Genomic DNA, 18,867 nt, shown 5'->3' with positions numbered 1-18,867 from the left:
GGCAACACATTGTGATAATTGATGTTTAACAAGGAGATAAGAAATGGTAAATCAGGAAGATCCGAGGGTGTTACGCACACAAGAGTTAATTAGAGCAGCGTTCAGAGATTTGTTGCGGAGAAAAGGATTTGATGCAATCACCATCAAAGATATCGCTCAGAAAGCAACCATTAACCGCGCCACCTTTTATGCCCATTTTGAAGATAAATATGCTTTGCTTGACGAAGTCACAGAACAGGCTTTTCATGAAATGATTCCTGAGCAAGTGGCGAATGCCCAGGAGTTTACGGATGAAATATGTGACCAGTTGATCTTGCTGACGCACCAATACATCGTGGATTTTTATTTGATCTGCAGAATGGATTCCAATTCGATGGCGACACTTGTCGATGAAAAAATAAAGAAAATGCTGCAGCAAACCATAGAGAGTATTTTTCTGAAAGGGGATACCCACCATGGGGCGGACAGGCATCATATAAAAATCATGGCGGCCATGACAGGTTCAGCGATTTATGGCGCTGCGCATTATTGGTTAAATGTCGAGGAAAAAGATCGAACCGATCTGCTTCTAGACATTGTTCGTCCTTATGTAATGAACGGTCTGGGGCTGTATCGCAATGGCGATGAATACAGATGAATAACGAGACGGGTCAGATAGGAACGATATGGTGATTAGTTTAATTCGCTGCTGCGAAAGTTGAGCTAATAACATCTCCCAATAAATAAAACGAAGGTACCTACACTTTGGGCACCTTCGTTTTATTCGTTGTAATTTATTCACCGCTTTATCTTGTAAAACTCATGATACAGCTTCATTAACGCACGCTTTTCGATCCGCGATACATACGAACGTGAGATCCCCAGCGACTTGGCAATTTCCCGCTGTGTTCGCTCCTCGCCCCCGGCCTCCAGCCCAAAACGGCCCACAACAACCTCACGTTCACGCTCCTCCAAGATGTCCAGATTCCTATAGATCTTCGACTTTTCAATCTTCAGCTGCACCAGATCGGCCACATCATCCGCTTCGGAACCGAGAATATCGATTAACGTAATCTCGTTCCCTTCCTTATCTGTACCAATCGGATCATGCAGGGATACATCCTTACGGGTTTTCTTAAGCGACCTCAAATGCATAAGTATTTCGTTCTCAATACAGCGGGCTGCGAAGGTAGCCAGCTTTGTACCTTTATCAGGTGAAAAAGATTCGATCGCCTTGATCAATCCAATCGTACCGATTGAGATCAGATCCTCTAGATCCTCGCCAGTGTTGTCAAATTTTTTGACGATATGCGCGACGAGACGTAAGTTATGTTCGATGAGTAAATTACGCGAATGTTGATTCCCGGCTGCCATTTGTCTTAAATGTTTATCCTCATCCGCTTCGGATAGCGGTTGGGGAAATGCATTGTTTTTGACATACGAAACCAGCAGTACGACCTCTTTAATAAACAAAGCTATTGCCGAGAACAGTCCAGGCATACTCAGTCACCCCCACGTTGCGATTAGTATCATCATATGTGGGTGATAGCCTATAAGTGCCTGTACCTTTAAAATTAGAAAAACTCGATTTGGCAATATCTATTCGGATCGGGGCTGCATTATAATCTATAACAGGATTGCGAGCGATCAGCTCACGATCTTACAGCTATAGAAGCTCATGCTTGACAAGCAGCGATGCTCCACTAAACCCAGCATTGCCTACACCCTTTATAACGATCACATAGGCAATTGCTGGTGAAGCCTGACCCTATCATGACCAGGACTTGTTTCAACTGAAAGAATGGATTCCAGTCCTTTAATCTGCTCGACCGCCAATAAGATTTTATTCCGATCCTTAACCTGCAGGTTAAAATAGAATTGGGTTTTCGCTCTCCCGTCTTCGTCATCCATTTGATCCAGATCATGCGTCATTTTTACATTTATGATTTGAATGCCTTGTTCACTGAATTTATAAGCAATGTTTCCAAGCATACCGGGATCATCATGTGCTTTGACCGTGACATCATTACTTCGGCGGTGCCTTAGCAAATACTTCTCCCATTTGTTTAACAGAAGAAGGCTGATAAGAACCAGAAGCGTCGCAACAAAGGCAGGGTATATAAATCCCGCGCCAACGCACAAGCCTATGCTTGCTACAACCCAAATTGAGGCTGCCGTGGTTAATCCCTTAATAGAGGAACCGTTACGGAGAATAGCGCCAGCTCCAAGAAAACCAATACCGCTAATGACTTGAGCCGCCAAGCGGGCAGGATCAATCCGTACGTTAGCCTCCGCAACAAACTCGGAGAAGCCGTAGATCGAGAGCAGCATAATGGTGGCTGACCCCAAGCATACCAAAATGTGTGTACGGAAGCCTGCTGCATGGTTATGCCATTCACGCTCCATGCCAACCAATCCACCGAGAACAACAGCAAGCACCATCCGCCATAGAAGCTCAACGTTGCTAATGAACCAAATGCTGGATATTCCGTTCAACGTGTTCACTTCTTTCTTCTCGCTTTCTAAATCAATAAACGATGATCCCTTTGGTCACATTCATACCTGCATAATTATCCATGATTTGCGGTACTTCATTCAGCGGGAATCGATGGCTGATTAAAGGCTCCACCTTGACAATCTTTTGGTCAATCAGAGCGATTGCTTCTTCATGCGTATGTGGATTAATAAAGGAACCGAATATACAAAGCTCCTTGGTGAAAATCGCATAAGGTGATACTTGGATTTGCGTTGACGGATTGGCGACGCCGAATAGCAGCACTTGCCCACCCTTTCTTGCAGCTTCAATGGCAAGCTCCATTGATTCCTTGCGTCCCACGCATTCAATGATTACGTCGAATTCTCCTTTAAGCTGCTCCATTACTAAAGCGGTTGGCTGCACGATCTCATCAGCACCCAGTGCCAACAACGCCTTATGCTTTTCTGCAGCAGGCTCACTAACCACGATCCTTGCAGCGCATTGCTTTTTCACCAATTGCAGGAACAATTGACCGATAAAGCCACCGCCGATCAGCAGTACGGAATGAATCGGGCGAATGTCGACTTTCTTGAAGCCATGCAGCACACAACCAAGTGGCTCAACCATTGCCCCCTCGGCAAAGCTCATCGAATCCGGCAGCAAATAGCAATTCGCAGCGGGTACGATTGTATATTCACCCATGCCTCCATCACGTGTAACACCAACAGCTTGCAGGTGGTCACATAGATGCGATTGGCCATTGCGGCAATATCGGCAGCTTCCGCAGTACATATTCGGGTCTATCGATACCCGGTCTCCTGCTTTAAATGGCTTCACCTGCTCCCCGCATTCTGTGACGATACCAGCCAGCTCATGGCCGAGCACAAGCGGTGGGGTTACGGCTGCAGAGCCTGGATTTCCATGATAAATGTGCTGGTCTGTGCCGCAAATTCCGCAGCTTTTGACTTGAATCCTCATTTCATCGGGTTTAAGCTCCGTTGTTTTCCATTCCATAACTTCAATCTGGTGAGCTTCTTTGAACACGGCTGCTTTCATTGCTCTATCTCCTTCATCCAATCATATAACCACACTTCATACGAACAAGCACAATAATTAAACCTCGAGACGCAATTTCGGGTTGCTTTTATATAAGTCAGCCCAACGCTCCAGTTCATCGGTCGTAACCAATGCGGCCGGATATTTGTCCGCAATGATCTCCATTTCTTCCATAGAGTTGATCACGCCGGGACCACAAATAATGCCGTTATCTCTCATAAGCTTATCGTACGCCGGTGTCAGGAATTTAAGCTGTGTACCCAGAAAGGTACAACGCATTTCTTTCATAAAAGGGAATACGTGCGGCATATTACCACTGCAAAGTGCTCCTAATTCAATATCCTTATCAAGCTCTCTCGTCCGCATGAGGGAGAAATGGTCGAACGATATAATCTGTGACTGTTCCAGTGTATCTGTACTATAAACGACGTTAAGCGTTGCTTCCTCCAGATTGGGATACATGTCACCGGCTTGCTTCAGTTCGATAAGCACTTTAATTTTACCCTTGAGCAAATCCATCGCCTCTTCAAGCGTCGGGATCGTTTCTGTCCCACCAATTGAAAATTGCTTCAATTCCTTCAGCGTATAATCTCGAATAAATCCTTTCCCGTCGGACAAGCGGTCAATGGAATAATCATGGGTAACAACCGGAACGCCATCCTTACTCAAGTGAACATCCAGTTCCAGATGGGTAAAGTTTAAATCGCAAGCTGCTTGAAACGACGACAATGTATTCTCTGGAAATTTCTTGGGATAACCACGATGTGCAATACCTCTGATTTTCATATAAAATTCCTCCATATAAGATAGTTTATTGTTGATAAGCATGCTGCTGTTTCATCGCTAGTTCCCCTCGCATTAAATCGATATGCTTACAGGCTTAAGGTTGCGGAACATGATCAATTCCTTATAGCCCAATTGCTTCAATAAGGTGATTGTTGAATCCCAATGCTCCCCTACCCGCATAGGTCGGTGCGAATCGGAGCCAAAGGTGACTTTAACTCCATAATGGCTGGCTATTTCAAGCACCTCTCGGCACGGATTAATCCCTTCCCCACGCTCGATCCCTGAGGTATTGACCTCGTACACCGCACCGGTTTCTGCAAATACCTGCATCGTCTGTTCAACAAGCGGACCGCAGGATTGCATGAAATCCTTATAATATCGTCTGACTAAATCCATATGGCCAATAATTTGAAACACGCCGCTTTTGGCTGCTTGCTGCAGCAGGTCAAAATAGATGAATTTCTCCAGTTCCAACTGCTCCTCATCAAGCACCGTCCACAGCCCTCTATCCGATATATGCTTGCCGCCTGAAATATGGATAGATCCAATGAGATAGTCGATAGGATATTTGCGGTATATGTCCGCATACAGCTTAATCGAATCTGTAAAATAATCCGACTCCACACCTACTAAAACTTCAATTTTACCTTCATACTGCTTCTTAAGCCTCACTACCTCTTCGATATACTTTGGAAATTCACTCTTCGCCATCGCCAATCCTGGTGAGGGATGGTCCTCTTCTGCGGCAAAATAAGGAGAATGATCTGAGATCCCGATTGCCGACAAACCTAAGTCAATGGCGGAGCGGATGTAACTCTCAATTTCATCGACTGCATGCCCGCAGCGATGATGGTGTGTGTGCAAATCAAATTTCATTTTATGACTTCCTCCCAATTGGCTCCAACCAATAATTTCATCCAGCTCATCCCTTTACGGAACCAACCAGTGTGCCTTTTACAAAATACTTTTGAATAAATGGATATACCAATAAAATAGGCAAAGTGCTGACCATAATGACTGCTGATTTCAGTGTATCGGCCGGCGGTAATTCATTCGTCAAATCCATTTGTTCATCTTGAAGTGAACCGCTGAGCAGTATGTTGCGCATGAACACCTGAACCGGATACTTGTGTGTATCATTCAGATAGATAGAGGCTTGAAACCATTCATTCCAATGATACACTCCGTAAAACAACCCGATTGTTGCAAACGACGGCATCGATAAAGGGACAATGATCTTCATTAACACTTTAGCCGGTGAAGCGCCGTCAATCACGGCTGATTCCTCAAGCTCAATCGGAATCGACATGAAGAAATTGCGCATGATGAACGTATTCCAAGCACTCACAAGCGATGGCAGAACTAATACCCATAACGAATTTTGCAAACCGATATACTTGATAAGCAAATAACTCGGGATTAAACCGCCGTGAAAGACCATCGTGATAAAAATAAAAGTAACAGCGATATTTTTCCCCGGCAATTCCCTACGGGCCAGACTGTAAGCGAGCATGGCAGTCACGATCAAGTTCAGCGCTGTTCCCACCAGTACACGGAAGAGAGTAACTTGGTACGCACCCCAAATTAATGTGCTGTCGAATAAAACCATCCGATAAGCTGTCCAATCCAACTCTTCAGGGAATAAAATAAAGGCTCCTCGCCGCATCCACTCTTTTTCACTAACCAAGGAAGTAGATAAAACCGACAAAAATGGCAGCAAAAAGGCGAGAGATACGAGGACAAGAACAATGTAGATCAACCATTGGGTTGTTTTTTCGCTTTTGTTAATCATAGTATTTCCCTCCCCTTACCACAGCCCAGGCTGATCCATTTTTTTGACGATGTAATTGGCGAGCAGTATTAAGACCATACCCACAATATTTTTGAACACACCAATGGCGGCCGCGAAAGAATATTGCATTTGCAGCAGGCCTTGCCGATATACATACGTATCAATGATATCCGCAACTTGATACACGGACGGAGAATACAATAGAAAGATCTGCTCAAACCCCGCTTCCAAAAATTTGCCTACATTCAGGATGAGCAAAATGGATACGACAAAACTAATGCCAGGCAAAGTAATATGCCACATTTGCCGTAAACGGTTGGCTCCGTCCATCTTGGCAGCTTCATACAGCTGCGGATCGATTCCCGCCATGGCTGCAAGATATAAAATACTGCCCCAGCCTATCGATTGCCATACATCGGAAATGACCAGAATGGTTCGAAAATAGGCCGGCTCACCCAAAAAGGAAACTGCTTCTTTACCGAGGGCGCTTAGAATGGCATTCAGAATCCCATTGTCTGTTGACAACAAATTGGTCAATAATCCGGCAACAACAACCATGGAAATAAAGTGCGGTAAATAAGAAATGGTCTGCACGCTTTTTTTAAACCATTTGCTCGTGACTTCATTCAATAATAGAGCGAGCAGGATCGGAGCGGGAAAACCAAAAAACAGTTTATACAAACTGATGATAATGGTATTTCCAAGCACATTCCAAAAATAATAGGAATCGAAAAAACGCTTGAAATGTGTGAGACCTACCCACTCGCCGCCGAATATTCCCTCGATACCATCAAAAGGTGTGATGTCCTTGAACGCAATGGATACACCAAACATCGGAATGTAATGAAAGATGAAGAAGTAAAGCAGACCGGGAAGCATCAGAAAATAATAAAACTTTTGCCTTCTCCAAATATTTCCAATCCTCTGTGAATTCATAGTTGCAACTCTCCCGTCCAGCCATTCAGTAAGGCGATGCGGCAGGTCCTGATCAACCTAACCTGCCGATACGCAGTATGGGCTTATTTCTTTTGTTTGTTGTACTGTTCCGTTTGGAAATCAATCAGTTTATCAAGACCTGCCTTGTATAGCTCATCTACAAACTTATTGTAATCACTAATTGGACGGGCACCCATAATAAACTTGATAACTTCCTCTTTCCGGAGACGATCCAAATCGCCCGCGTTCGGTACCTTTTCCTTCAGAGCCATCTGGTCATAAATGACACCAAGATCGAGAGGCATTTTCACTTTGTCAAACTTGGTTAATTCATTATTCAGGAAATCAGAGTGCTTAACCCGCAGTGGATCATTTGTCGCATACTTTCTTTCCATAGCCAGTCCAAGAGTAATCATAAACTCTCCGGCGTAAGGACTTGGATTGAATACCTCGACGGTCTTCTTGCCTTCGTCAGCCCATTTCCAATGTTTGTCCTTTAAACCGTACCAGGCCGTCAAGTGGTTCTCCACGTTTTGATACTGCCAGTTAATGAATTTAATGACCCCTTCCGGACTTTTTGAAGATTTAGTTACAAGCATGGCTGAAGATGTTCCAGGATATGCCGTTTGGAAGTAACCTTTAGGTCCTTTAATATCAGGAATGGCTTGATAGTCCATCTCCTTCACCGTCTGTGCTACTTTCGGAGCATTAACAGTCAAACTAGAGTACCAGATGTCCACCGCACCGACACGATTGGTCTTCAACATTTCCAATACATCATACTTGGCGAACGTTTCACGATAAATGTAGCCCTTCTGGTACCAGTCTGCCATCTTCGCCAAGAAATCGACGTAACCTGGCTGCAGCTCGGGAATTTTCAGCTTGTTGTCCTTTGGGTCTATCCAATTGCTGTAGCCGTTCTCGGTGAAAGCGCCGACCAAGCCATATTGAAACCGGTCGTCCAGCAGGATAGGAATGGAATCGTCCTTCCCGTTGCCATCTGGATCTTTTTCCTTGAAAGCTTTAAGCACATTTTCGAATTCATCAAGCGTCTTCGGCATTGGGAGGTTCAGCTTCTGCAGCCAGTCAGCCCGAACCCAAAGCGGGAAAGGAGCTGTCGTAATAATTCGTGGAATACCCCAGATTTTCCCGTCCTTGTCCGTCATAAGCTTCCAAGCATCGGCGTCCCACGCCTTCTTGATGTCGGGACCGTATTTGTCCAGAAGATCATTCAGTGGGATAATGGCCTGCTTGTATTCATCCCAGCCTCCTTGAAAGACATCCAGTTGGTCACCTGAGGCGAGTAGAACATTCAGCTTATCCTTCTCGGAGCCTTTAGGAGGGATGATTGCCTTTGCTTCTACGCCAGTTTGTTCTTTAACATATTTCGTCACTTCTTCCAAAGCTTTCGGGTCACTGCCTTCCGGTTTGCGGGAGATCGCATTCGTATTCATATAAATGACGATTTTGGAAGCATCCTTAGACTGTTCTTTAACCGCGCCTCCCGCCGCTGGTTTAGCCGGCGTATTATTGGAGCACGCAGCAACGAGTGTGACCATCATTGATGCGGCAACGGTCGTTCCAATCCACTTTTTGTTCATTCTCTTTTTACCTCCCCATAGGTTTTCATTTGTTCGCGGTCGTTCGTAAGGCCTTCTTGAATGAAGCGCTTTCAACCCGCAATCAGAGCATAGCATGCTTAAAACGATGAAATATATAGTAGTTTCACCATGTCAAAAGATTAATGCGGAGAATCGTGGCGTATGCCCATCAAGTCGGCTTCTTTCCTTGATTTTAATAAAAGTGATATCAAGATTGTATTACTCCCGCACGTGCTGCTTACGGTATTCTCCAGGGGTCATGCCCGTCGCTTCTTTGAATAGCTTAATAAAATAATACGAATTCTGGTAGCCAACGCATGTGGCCACATCGCCAACCTTCATGTCTGTCGTTTCCAGCAGTTGCTTTCCCTGTTCAATCCGTCTGGACGTCACAAATTCAACGAACGTCTTGCCAACAAATTGCTTGAACAACCGACTGACATAGGAAGGATTGAGCGACAAGCGGCTGGCAACTGCATTTAGGCTCAAATCCTGGCTCAAATCCGCATCAATGATATCCAGTATTTTGGTAATATGATTGGTTCCTTTGGCATTAAATTCTTCCGACACGGATACAATCACTCGATCCGTAAGTTCTTCGAACCAGTCGGTAATATCCTCAATCCTCTGTTTATTCGCAAGCTCCTGATAGGGATCCAGCCCGAACAACGTATCCGTCTTGCCCCCGATCGCCGAAATCCCATACTGCAGACCCTGGAGCAGCTGTGCAAAGAAGGAACGGGCTTCATTGTAGTGGATGCGTTTCTCCTTGATGTTCTCCACAATGGCGTCCAACGTCTGCTTAGCCTCCTCCGCTTTCCCCAATTTAATGTTTGCGACATACGCTTCGGACAATTGTTTGAACCAATCCTGGTCCCCACTGGAAATCAAAGAGACGTCACCAATAAAAATGACTTGATTGCCGCCATATAAAAATCTAAATTGCAGCGATTCCAATGCGCCGTGAAACGAACCCGGAAGTGTGGACATATCGCTGCACGGACTGCCAATGCCGACTGTAAATCCGTCTCCCATTGATTCCTGTAGCTGCTGCATCACACCTTCAGCAATCAAAAAGACATTATCCAATGACAAGCTTCCCATAGTCATTACTATTGCAAGCTTGTCATCCTCCACTTCAGTGATCAATACCTGTTCGCCGTCATAATTGCACTGCTGCAGTAAATGAATGACCTTGATTCGGTACAAATCAATAATTTTCGGATCTTCCGCCTCCAGCAATATAGTATAGTTATCCATGGATACGACAAAACAAATGACAGGACCTAATTCAAACTCGATTCCTAAATAATCAAGCTTGGCATTAATCTCTTCTTCTGTCCGGGTACTCGGCTTCAGCAGCGAAAGAATAAATTTTTCCCTATAGTAAGGCAAGCTTTCCTGCAATCTGTCAATGATCCGTTCTTTCTCGTATACGGTCAACCGAACGAAATCGGCAATGTCTTGAAATTCATCCTTCAACTCTGGTTTGGAGCTGCCATCCACTTTCTGTTTTTGTATTCTCATCGTATCCATCACTTGCTGAAGAGGCCGGTACAGCTTTTTGGAAGATAAGAAGGCAATCAAAATAGTCGCAAAAATCAAAAACAACGATGACATGAGAATTTGCTGCTTTAAGTAATTCAATCCTTGCTCCAAGCTGTCCATACTCGTATAATTGACGAACGACCAGCCAAGCTCGGGAGAGAACGTGCTGGTGATCAGCATGTTTTTGTGGATAACGGTATTATTGGTATCTTGGAACACACGTGTATCGTCCTTGATGAGTTCAAGCAATTCGTCAGTCGTCTTCTCTCCATGGGATTTGAAAATCAAGCCCCGTTCCCGGGAGACGATCAGCAGGTTATCCTGATCCGACAGCTTGGATACGATCTTATCCTCAAGCTTGTCCACATCCAGATTAATAATGAAGGCATTGGACACACTTGAACGGATGATCAGAGTGATCACATTTTTCAAGCTTTGATTCGCTTGCATGGCTGGACGGGTATCGAGAAAAACCATGCCACGATCATCGAATCGATCCAGTGAATCAAACCAGTCCTTATCATAAAAGGAACCATAGTCGTATTGTTTGAGCAAGGTTTCGCCTCCAAAAGTTAACACGATGCTTTTGTCACGGTCATAATAATACACCGTGTCCACATAGGTACTGGACAGCTTGAACAGATTGATGCTGTTTACTGCTTCATCTTTGTTTCTCAAATACCAGTAGTTGGTCGGCAAATCCTCTGTTTTCAGATTACCCGACAAGTTCTCATAATAATACCCGTTGGGGAAATTTTCGAAATTACGAAACGACGTATTATAAATGACCTGCTTATTGTTCTCTTGTATTTGCTGTACCAGGATCTCCATCGCGCTTTTCATTTGAGTCAGAAGCACTTGGCTTTTGGTGCTGGCTTCCTGACGGAATACTTTTGTGACATTTACATAAGCCAAGATGGATGTAACCATATTTGGAATGATGGCAATCAACAAGGAATAGGTTAAAAGCTTCACGAAAAATTTTCTGCGATGAAATAATTTGCTGATATAGGTATTCATTTTATCACAAGCACCTTCCACTCAATTTCACGGGTTATGCACCTTGTCGGTAATACCTGCTCATTCCGCTCCTTCAATGATATCATGATTTGAAAACAATACGATATAATTTGAAAACAATACGATTAAAAAAAGAGGACTTCGGATCTAATTACTTTTTTAAATGTAAAATAAGCCCGCCCCAGTTCAGGGCAAGGCTTATTTCGTTTATTTGTGCGATGTTATGATTTACAAATATTACCTTTTTTATCGTCACAACACGTTTAGGATTACCCTTTCACTGAACCAACCATGACACCCTTCGCAAAATGCTTTTGCAAAAAAGGATAGATGAACAGGATGGGAAGAATCGCGAGGATGATCGCCGCGGAACGGACAGTCTCCGACGGTGGAGCTGAATCGCCGATAGAGGCTTCCATGCCGGAGGTTGAAGCGCGGTTATCGAGAACCAGCGATTTGACCAGTACCTGCAGCGTCCATTTTTTGGAATCGGTCAAAAACATAAGCGCATTAAAGTAGGTGTTCCAATGAGCCACAGCAAAAAACAGAAAAAATGCGGCCAAGGCCGGCTTGCTGAGCGGCAGGATGATACGGCCAAAAACACCCAGGTCCGTACAGCCGTCGATTTTGGCTGACTCCATCACCTCTACCGGCAATGAATCCATAAAGCTTTTGACCACGATCAGACTCCATGCATTGGTCAGCGACGGGAGGATCAGTGCCCAATACGAGTTCATCAAGCCCAGCTCCTTAACCAGAAAAAAGCCGGGGATTAGCCCTGCGCTGAACACCAGAGAAAAGACAACGATCCCGTAAATCCATTTCCGGTGAGGCAATCTTTTTTCGGTCAAGCCGTAAGCCATCGTAAAGGTAAACGCCAAATTTAAAATCGAGCCTACAATCGTAATAAACAATGTGCTGTTCAACGCATTCAGAAAACTATCCGATGACAAAATATAGGCATATGCGGCCAAAGACCATTTTTCAGGAAATAAATGGAAGGTATATGGAATATACACGGCTCGATCCGTCAAGGACAAGCTCAACACATAAACAAAAGGAAACAGACAGGATACCGAGATAATCGCCAACAACGTATAATTCACGATATCAAAAAGCGTTATTTTTTTGTGCTGCACAAAGCTCATGGTCGATTCCCCCAGCCTTTAGTAAATGCCTTCGTGTCCCAGCTTTTTGACAATATAATTCGAGGCCATGACCAGCGCCAGACCAATAAGGCCTTTAAAAAATCCGACTGTTACCCCCACACTATACATGCCACGGAGGATTCCGTTATTGTACACATACGTGTCGAATACATCGCCCACATTACGCACTAACGGGTTCATCATTAACAGAACCTGCTCAAAATTCACATCGGTAATATGGCCCAAGCGGAGGATTAACAGGATGACGATCGTCGGGCGTATGGCCGGCAATGTTACATGCCAGATTTGCTTGAATCGACCCGCACCGTCCACAACGGCTGCCTCATACCTCTCCGGGTTGACGCCTGCAATGGCAGCCAGAAAAATAATCGTTCCCCAGCCCGCATCCTTCCATATGCTTTGTACCGTGACCATTCCCCAGAACAGCTTGCTGTCATTCAGAAAGGAATACGGCTCCAAACCGACAGCCCGTATGACCTTGTTAATCAAACCGACATCAACAGATAACATGAAAAAGGTCAGACTTGCAATCACGACCCATGACAAAAAATGCGGCATATAAATTAAAGATTGATTCACCCTTTTGAATATTTCGTGACGAACCTCGTTGAGCATAATTGCCAAAAGCACAGGCAGCGGAAAAAAGAACACAAGCCCAAACACGTTGATTAATAGTGTATTGCGCAGCATGATATAAAAATGCTCATCCGCAAACATCTCGTTAAAATGCTTCAGTCCCACCCATGGACTGGCGGCAAATCCATCAATGGGGCTGTAATCCTTAAAAGCAAGCAGCAGGCCCCACATCGGTACCATCTTAAATACAGCAAAAAACAGAAATCCGGGTATCACCAGCAAATACATATGCCTGTACTTCACATATTGCGACCATGCTGAATGCGAACGGACCCGTTCCCGGGAGTTTGCTGCTGTTTTATTCCATTCAGCCTTTTGAACTTCCATCATCATGCTCCTTCCATTAAAAAATGGGAGGGTCAACGGATAGGTGCAGTCAGCTGTTAGCCGCCCGTTCGTCCGTTCCGTTGACCTGGGTTGATTAATTTCCGAAGTATTCCTTATAGCTGGCGGCAAGCTCTACGAACGATTTTTTCAATACGGCATTATTCCTTAAGCCTTCAATATATTGCTTGTATTGATCCATCGTAATGATGCCCATAATGGCTTCCGTTCTTTTCTTTTCAAATTCATCTGCAAATTTCGGCCATTCCGCCGTCCAGGTCGTCGAACGGATAATCCGGAAGGGATCGACCGTCAGCTCTTTATATAATGGCTTCACTTTTTCGCGATTTGCCAAATCGACTTCAATCGGGGCAAGCGGACTGTCTACTTTATCCCACTCGTTTCTTTTAATTGTAAACGGATCATTCGTAAAGCTTTGAATTTCCTTGAGCCCGATATCGGTCATGATGTACTTTCCATTTTCCACCTTATGGTGGACGCCCTCATATCCATAAAATAACGCTTGGGAATTTTCATCGCTGGCTGCCAAATTGAAAACATCAAGAATTTTTTTAACTTTTTCTTCAGGCACTTTTTTGGAAATGAACAGACCGCCTGTAAACCCCGGCTCCAAATAAGCGCTGTAGCCCCCTGGCCCTTTTAGTGACGGGACCAGCTCTACACTGGCTTTGGGATTGATCTTTTTATTTTCCTGATCCATCCGGTATTGATGCCAGAAATTTTTGGTATGAAATATCGTTTTACCGGAAGCAAAGAAATTATCCGGCTCAAGGCCTTTGACTGCGGAAAACTCCTTGGACATCAAGCCGTCCGCATATAATTTATGGTACCAATCCACCATGTCCGTATAAGCGTCGCTTAGTAAATTACGGTACATGCCGCCTTCTTTGTTGTATTGTGGGGTAAAGGTGCCGAAGGAAGAAGCAATCGATTCAAAAAACAGTGTTCCTATCAGCTTGTTGCCTGTATCCTTGGCTTTGATCTGTTTTAACGCCGTGTACAGCTCATCTGTCGTTTTGGGTAAAGGCAGACCAACATCATCCAGCAAATCCTTGCGGATCATCCAGCCTGTATTGATTTGAGAGCGGGCTCTCGGAATAAAGTAATACGTGCCCTTATATTTGGAAAACTTCCATGCCGCTTCAGGAATGTTCTTTTTCAAATTCGGATATTTGCTTAAATCACCGAGCAGCGGGCCTAAATCCCAAAAGATGCCTTTATCTACCGCGTTTAATGTACCGATATCATGAGGATTCTGAGCGGATACGACATCCGGCAATTCCCCGGTCGCCATCGCCAGATTCAGCTTCGTTTGAAATTCGACATCCGGAATCCATTCAATAGCCAGCTGCAGATTGTTATCCTTCTGAAATTTGGTCCAAAATTGATTTTTCATGTCGGGAACCGCAGCAAAGGTTGATACCATCGTGCTATAGGCAAAGGGCTTATTGTCTGCTGCAGTCGGCTGACTGTCCGTGCCCTTTGCATCATTGGCTGCTGGGGCCGCACTACAGGCTGCCAGCGCAGATAAGGTCATACCCAATGCAAGATACCCGGCTGTTCTTGACAACACTTTACTTTGCATGCCAATCATCCCCTCATTTATAAAAATCTTTCATGCGCCCTAGTTAAACGCTTACAAGCAGGTGGCTAATCAGAGCTTGTAAAGCTGTTTGGCATTCTCTCTAAAGATTCTCTGCCATAACGGCTCAGGTAATTTAGGAAATGCGAGCTTCGGAGAATCAAAATCCCAATGCGGGTAGTCGCTTGAAAACATCAACAGATGCTCCGCGTCCATCATTTCCAGCGTTTGCAGCAGATGACTGTCATTGTCAGGCCGCTCCAATGGCTGTGAAGTGATCCGTACATGGTCGCGCAAATAATCACTCGGGCGTTTCTTCACCCAGGGAACCTCATAACGGAGAGCTTTATATTCGGCATCCAATCTCCACATTAAAGCCGGCAGCCAGGATACGCCGCCTTCTACTAGCACAACTTTAAACCCGGGAAACCGTTCAAAGACTCCTTCTGTAATAAAGCTGACCAGATGCGCCTGAAAGCCGAGCGAAAGACAGGTATGCCACTCAATATAATGGGTGGGATACCCCGGAGTAGGCTGGATATTAATGCCCATACCGTCCGTACCCGGGTGAATGGCCAGAGGCAGTCCGGCCTCCGCACAAGCCTCATAAATCGGATAATACTGCCGCTGTCCGAATGGTGCCCTTGCACCGGAATCCGTCATCACCTGAACAAAATGCGGATGGCCCGCCCATCTTCTGATCTCAGCCGCTGCCGCTAACGGATCCTGGTGAGCAATCGTAATCGATCCTTTGAATACACCGTCGCCATTGTATTTGCCGAGCCAGGTATCCGCCAGCCAATCGTTAAATGCAGCAGCTACGGCGGTTGCAAAATCCGGATCGGGGAGTAAATTACAGAAGGCACGAGGAAGGAGAATACAATGATCGATACCATATTTCAGCACATGCTGCTCTCTCAGAAATTCAGGATCGGAGCCGCTGGGTCCCCCGCCGGGGGGCTTGGCATCCTGCCGATCCCCATGCACGGGGTTACCGTAATGCCCCCTGCCCCCACTATTGAACCGTTCGCGCCAAGGCTGCTTCATGTAGGACTGGATTTCTTCCTTGTTTTTCGGATAGGGATGTACATCACAATCAATGATTCCGGTTTTATTGGTGCTCCGATTATGCGTGCTCTTTATCTGTTCCTCCATAATGAGGTACCGCCCCTTTCTGTGTTTTCTGCCGTCTTGCCGAATAACCGTAGATCATCTGTGCACAGAAACCATAACGCGCTCCTCCTCGACACTAACCGGGAACGTCTCCAGCTTGGGCTGCTCCTCCTCGGGCAGTTCTACCTCCACCTCATAGGTTTTCACCCAGCAGCGATTGGGGTCGAACAACGAGTGCCCGTTCGTTAGATCGAATTCCCAGCCATGCCATGGACAGCGGAGAATCTCTCCTTCCCTGCCATACAGAAACTCTCCTGGCTGCGAGGGAAGCGTTGTTCCCGATACTTTGCCCACACATAATGGCGCCTGCTGGTGAGGACAGCTGTTTTTCACCGCGTAGTACGTACCATTAACATTAAATACACCCATCGTAATGCCTTCCACCGTAACAATTTTCCTTTGACCCGGTAAAATCTCACTGGTAGCTCCTACCAAATGCTTGCCCATCTGCCGATTCTCCCCTCTTCCTAATATTTAATTTCAAAGTCCGGTGAATAAGGAGCGGAGCGGTCAAATAATCCTGGAAAAGCGTTAGCGTTCACCTTTGTTTCAGTATTTTTACAGCTAAGTGTCTTACAAAATAATAAAAATACAGGAAACAACAGCGATTGGAAGGATATTTGACCGCGCAGCGGATATCTATTCACCTTATTCACCGGACTTATAATCCATAAAACTCCTCCGCATTTTCAAAAAAGATTCGATTATACAGCTTCTCCGGAAGCTTGGGAAAAGCCGATTTCGGATTGTCAAAATCCCAGTGTGGATAATCCGAGGAGAACATCAGCAGGTGCTCGGCATCCATCATTCTTAACATATCCATAAAATCCTCATCGTTACTTGGTCTTTCCAACGGCTGCGAAGTAATCCGCACATGGTCACGTAAATATTCACTTGGCATCTTTTTGACCCAGGGGATTTCGTGACGTAATGCCTTGTACTCCATATCGAGCCGCCACATCAACGGAACCAGCCATGTCGAGCTGCCCTCAACCAGCACGACACGCAAATCCGGGAACCGCTCAAACGTTCCTTCCGTCAAGAGACTGACCAAATGCGCCTGAAAGCTGAGCGACATACAGGTATGCCATTCAATGTAATGGCTTGGATTACCCGGAGACGGAAGAATATTAATCCCAATCCCATCTAATCCCGGATGCAGAGCAAGCGGTAGATGATGTCTGCTGCACGCTTCGAATATCGGATGAAAATTGCGGTGTCCCATCAGAAATCTGGCGCCTGAATCGGTAGTCACCTGGATGAAATGCTTGTGCCCTGCCCAACGGTCGATCTCCTTGGCAGCGGAGACTGGATCGCTGTGATTGATGACGATCGACGACTTGAATATGCCGTCATGATTATCGCCAGGGCCGATCCACGTATCGGCAATCCACTCGTTATAGGCCGAGGCAATTGCATTGCCGTAATCCAGATCGGGAAACTGGCAGCTGTTCTCACGCGGAATCAAGATCGCGGTTTTGATATTATTGGCTTCAAGCAGCTGCTTGCGCATGAAGCCCGGGTCAGAGCCAGCCGGTCCTCCGTCAGGTGGAAGCGAATCCTGACGCATACCGTGGGAGGGGTTGCCGTAAAACAACCCTCTCCCTCCTCCCCGAAACCGTTCTTTCCAGAACTTTGGCAAGTATTGCCTAATTTGATCCATACTTTTGGGTATCGGATGCACATCACAATCGATAATGCCGTGTTTCACTTTTTTTCGTGTAGCTCTGGAAGCATCCGAAGGTTCGTTTACTGCTGTCTGCTCATTTACTGACATCGCATCATATCCCCCTTGCTTAAGCATAGTCATTATGGTCGCTCTATCGTTGAACTCATCGATTTACCTGTTTATTGCTCTACCTATTTATTTGCCCACCTGACTAGGTGCATGCTCCTTCAACCATACCTTCAGCGGTACCTCTTCATCCGTTGGTGTGTAATAACCATTGCAGTTAATCCCGTCACCCAGCAGCTGCCGCTGAATGGGATCACACTTCGGATACAGATCCTGCACCGTCATATCGTCCTTTGTCCGTATCCAACGGTAGCCATAACCATAGAAGAGTACCTTGCGCGTAATGTCCGACCAATTCGGACTTGCCGCATGCCACAACCTCCTGTCGAAGAACACGGCCGTTCCCGGCTTCACACATACGGGAATCGCTCCTTCGAGCTGACCGAGCCCACTCTCAGGTCTGACCATTGTATTATTCAAATGGCTGTTGGGCACGATCCAGAAATTACCGCGTCCAGGCTCGGAAATATCCGATAAAAAGTACGCTACTTTCAACGACATACGTGGGCGCGGCTCCGATTCCATTTCGATATTCATCCGCCCGCTGTCCTGGTGCCAGCCGAACGTTTTATCGTTCTGCTCCGCGCCGCTTGGAGGGGTAACTATCATATGGGCATGATACAAATAAATGTTCCAGCCGAGAATTCCCCATACTTTAGGAAGCACTTTTTCATAATCGAGTAAATCAAGGAAAAGCTGATGATCCGGAATAAAGTTGGGATGAAACAATGCTTTGGTTGTGTCATGACCGGCCTTTACCTTCGTTTCGAATATATGGTCAACCTCTTTAGTAAGCGCTGCCACTTGCTCCGGCGATAGAACATTTTCCAGAATCAGGTACCCTGTCTCGTTAAACGTTTGACGCTCTTCCTCTGTTAATGCATACTGCAAACTCGATGGCTCCATTGATCATTTCCTCCATTTCAAATTATGATGGCCCTTGGCTATCTCAAGTGTAAAAGCTTTCTTCTTC

17 protein-coding genes are annotated in these 18,867 nt (G+C 45.6%); 1 reads left to right on the top strand and 16 read right to left on the bottom strand.

Translation table 11 applies throughout. The features are described 5' to 3' along the window. Positions 1–43: 43 nt before the first annotated feature. Positions 44–637: a TetR/AcrR family transcriptional regulator gene (locus NST47_RS11175; RefSeq protein ID WP_341155204.1), complete on the top strand. Its 594-nt coding sequence runs from the start codon at positions 44–46 to the stop codon at positions 635–637. A gap of 140 nt (positions 638–777) precedes the next feature. On the opposite strand, the gene sigK is transcribed toward NST47_RS11175, so the two are convergent. The 16 genes from sigK to NST47_RS11095 all read right to left on the bottom strand — a co-directional run bounded on the left by sigK (position 778) and on the right by NST47_RS11095 (position 18,800). Continuing rightward, positions 778–1,479, bottom strand: a complete 702-nt coding sequence (gene sigK, locus NST47_RS11170; RefSeq protein ID WP_341155203.1) for an RNA polymerase sporulation sigma factor SigK — start codon at positions 1,477–1,479, stop codon at positions 778–780. A gap of 237 nt (positions 1,480–1,716) precedes the next feature. After that, on the bottom strand, positions 1,717–2,421 hold the full coding sequence (locus NST47_RS11165) for an MgtC/SapB family protein (protein ID WP_341159657.1): 705 nt from the start codon (positions 2,419–2,421) through the stop codon (positions 1,717–1,719). 85 nt (positions 2,422–2,506) lie between these two features. After that, the gene (locus NST47_RS11160; RefSeq protein ID WP_341155202.1) at positions 2,507–3,511 is read right to left on the bottom strand and encodes a zinc-dependent alcohol dehydrogenase family protein; all 1,005 of its coding nucleotides are present in this window, start codon (positions 3,509–3,511) and stop codon (positions 2,507–2,509) included. A gap of 57 nt (positions 3,512–3,568) precedes the next feature. Beyond that, the gene (locus NST47_RS11155) at positions 3,569–4,297 is read right to left on the bottom strand and encodes a glycerophosphodiester phosphodiesterase (RefSeq protein ID WP_341155201.1); all 729 of its coding nucleotides are present in this window, start codon (positions 4,295–4,297) and stop codon (positions 3,569–3,571) included. 72 nt (positions 4,298–4,369) lie between these two features. Then, positions 4,370–5,173 carry a histidinol-phosphatase gene (locus tag NST47_RS11150; RefSeq protein WP_341155200.1) on the bottom strand — a complete coding sequence of 268 codons (804 nt, stop codon included), beginning with the start codon at positions 5,171–5,173 and terminating at the stop codon, positions 4,370–4,372. 46 nt (positions 5,174–5,219) lie between these two features. Beyond that, entirely contained in the window at positions 5,220–6,089 is an 870-nt protein-coding gene (locus tag NST47_RS11145) for a carbohydrate ABC transporter permease (RefSeq protein WP_341155199.1), read from the bottom strand. Between the two features lie 15 nt (positions 6,090–6,104). Continuing rightward, entirely contained in the window at positions 6,105–7,025 is a 921-nt protein-coding gene (locus tag NST47_RS11140; RefSeq protein ID WP_341155198.1) for an ABC transporter permease, read from the bottom strand. 83 nt (positions 7,026–7,108) lie between these two features. Beyond that, entirely contained in the window at positions 7,109–8,626 is a 1,518-nt protein-coding gene (locus NST47_RS11135) for an ABC transporter substrate-binding protein (protein WP_341155197.1), read from the bottom strand. A gap of 219 nt (positions 8,627–8,845) precedes the next feature. Further along, positions 8,846–11,194: an AraC family transcriptional regulator gene (locus NST47_RS11130; RefSeq protein ID WP_341155196.1), complete on the bottom strand. Its 2,349-nt coding sequence runs from the start codon at positions 11,192–11,194 to the stop codon at positions 8,846–8,848. Between the two features lie 269 nt (positions 11,195–11,463). Continuing rightward, entirely contained in the window at positions 11,464–12,342 is an 879-nt protein-coding gene (locus NST47_RS11125; RefSeq protein ID WP_341155195.1) for a carbohydrate ABC transporter permease, read from the bottom strand. A gap of 18 nt (positions 12,343–12,360) precedes the next feature. Next, on the bottom strand, positions 12,361–13,326 hold the full coding sequence (locus tag NST47_RS11120; RefSeq protein WP_341155194.1) for an ABC transporter permease: 966 nt from the start codon (positions 13,324–13,326) through the stop codon (positions 12,361–12,363). A 94-nt stretch (positions 13,327–13,420) separates the two neighbouring features. Beyond that, positions 13,421–14,929, bottom strand: coding sequence for an extracellular solute-binding protein (locus NST47_RS11115; RefSeq protein WP_341155193.1), 1,509 nt, complete (start codon positions 14,927–14,929; stop codon positions 13,421–13,423). A gap of 69 nt (positions 14,930–14,998) precedes the next feature. Continuing rightward, the gene (locus NST47_RS11110; protein WP_341155192.1) at positions 14,999–16,081 is read right to left on the bottom strand and encodes an amidohydrolase family protein; all 1,083 of its coding nucleotides are present in this window, start codon (positions 16,079–16,081) and stop codon (positions 14,999–15,001) included. A 54-nt stretch (positions 16,082–16,135) separates the two neighbouring features. Further along, positions 16,136–16,546, bottom strand: coding sequence for a Rieske (2Fe-2S) protein (locus tag NST47_RS11105; RefSeq protein ID WP_262682972.1), 411 nt, complete (start codon positions 16,544–16,546; stop codon positions 16,136–16,138). A 214-nt stretch (positions 16,547–16,760) separates the two neighbouring features. Next, a complete protein-coding gene (locus tag NST47_RS11100; RefSeq protein ID WP_341155191.1) occupies positions 16,761–17,876 on the bottom strand; it encodes an amidohydrolase family protein in 1,116 nt (371 codons plus the stop codon). Between the two features lie 87 nt (positions 17,877–17,963). After that, a complete protein-coding gene (locus NST47_RS11095; protein ID WP_341155190.1) occupies positions 17,964–18,800 on the bottom strand; it encodes a phytanoyl-CoA dioxygenase family protein in 837 nt (278 codons plus the stop codon). Between the last annotated feature and the right edge of the window lie 67 nt (positions 18,801–18,867).

Source organism: Paenibacillus sp. FSL H8-0034 (assembly GCF_038000305.1).
In the GTDB taxonomy this organism is placed as follows: Bacteria; Bacillota; Bacilli; order Paenibacillales; family NBRC-103111; genus Paenibacillus_S.
The sequence above is the reverse complement of the archived record's forward strand: the minus strand, read 5'-3'. Positions and strand labels throughout refer to the sequence as shown.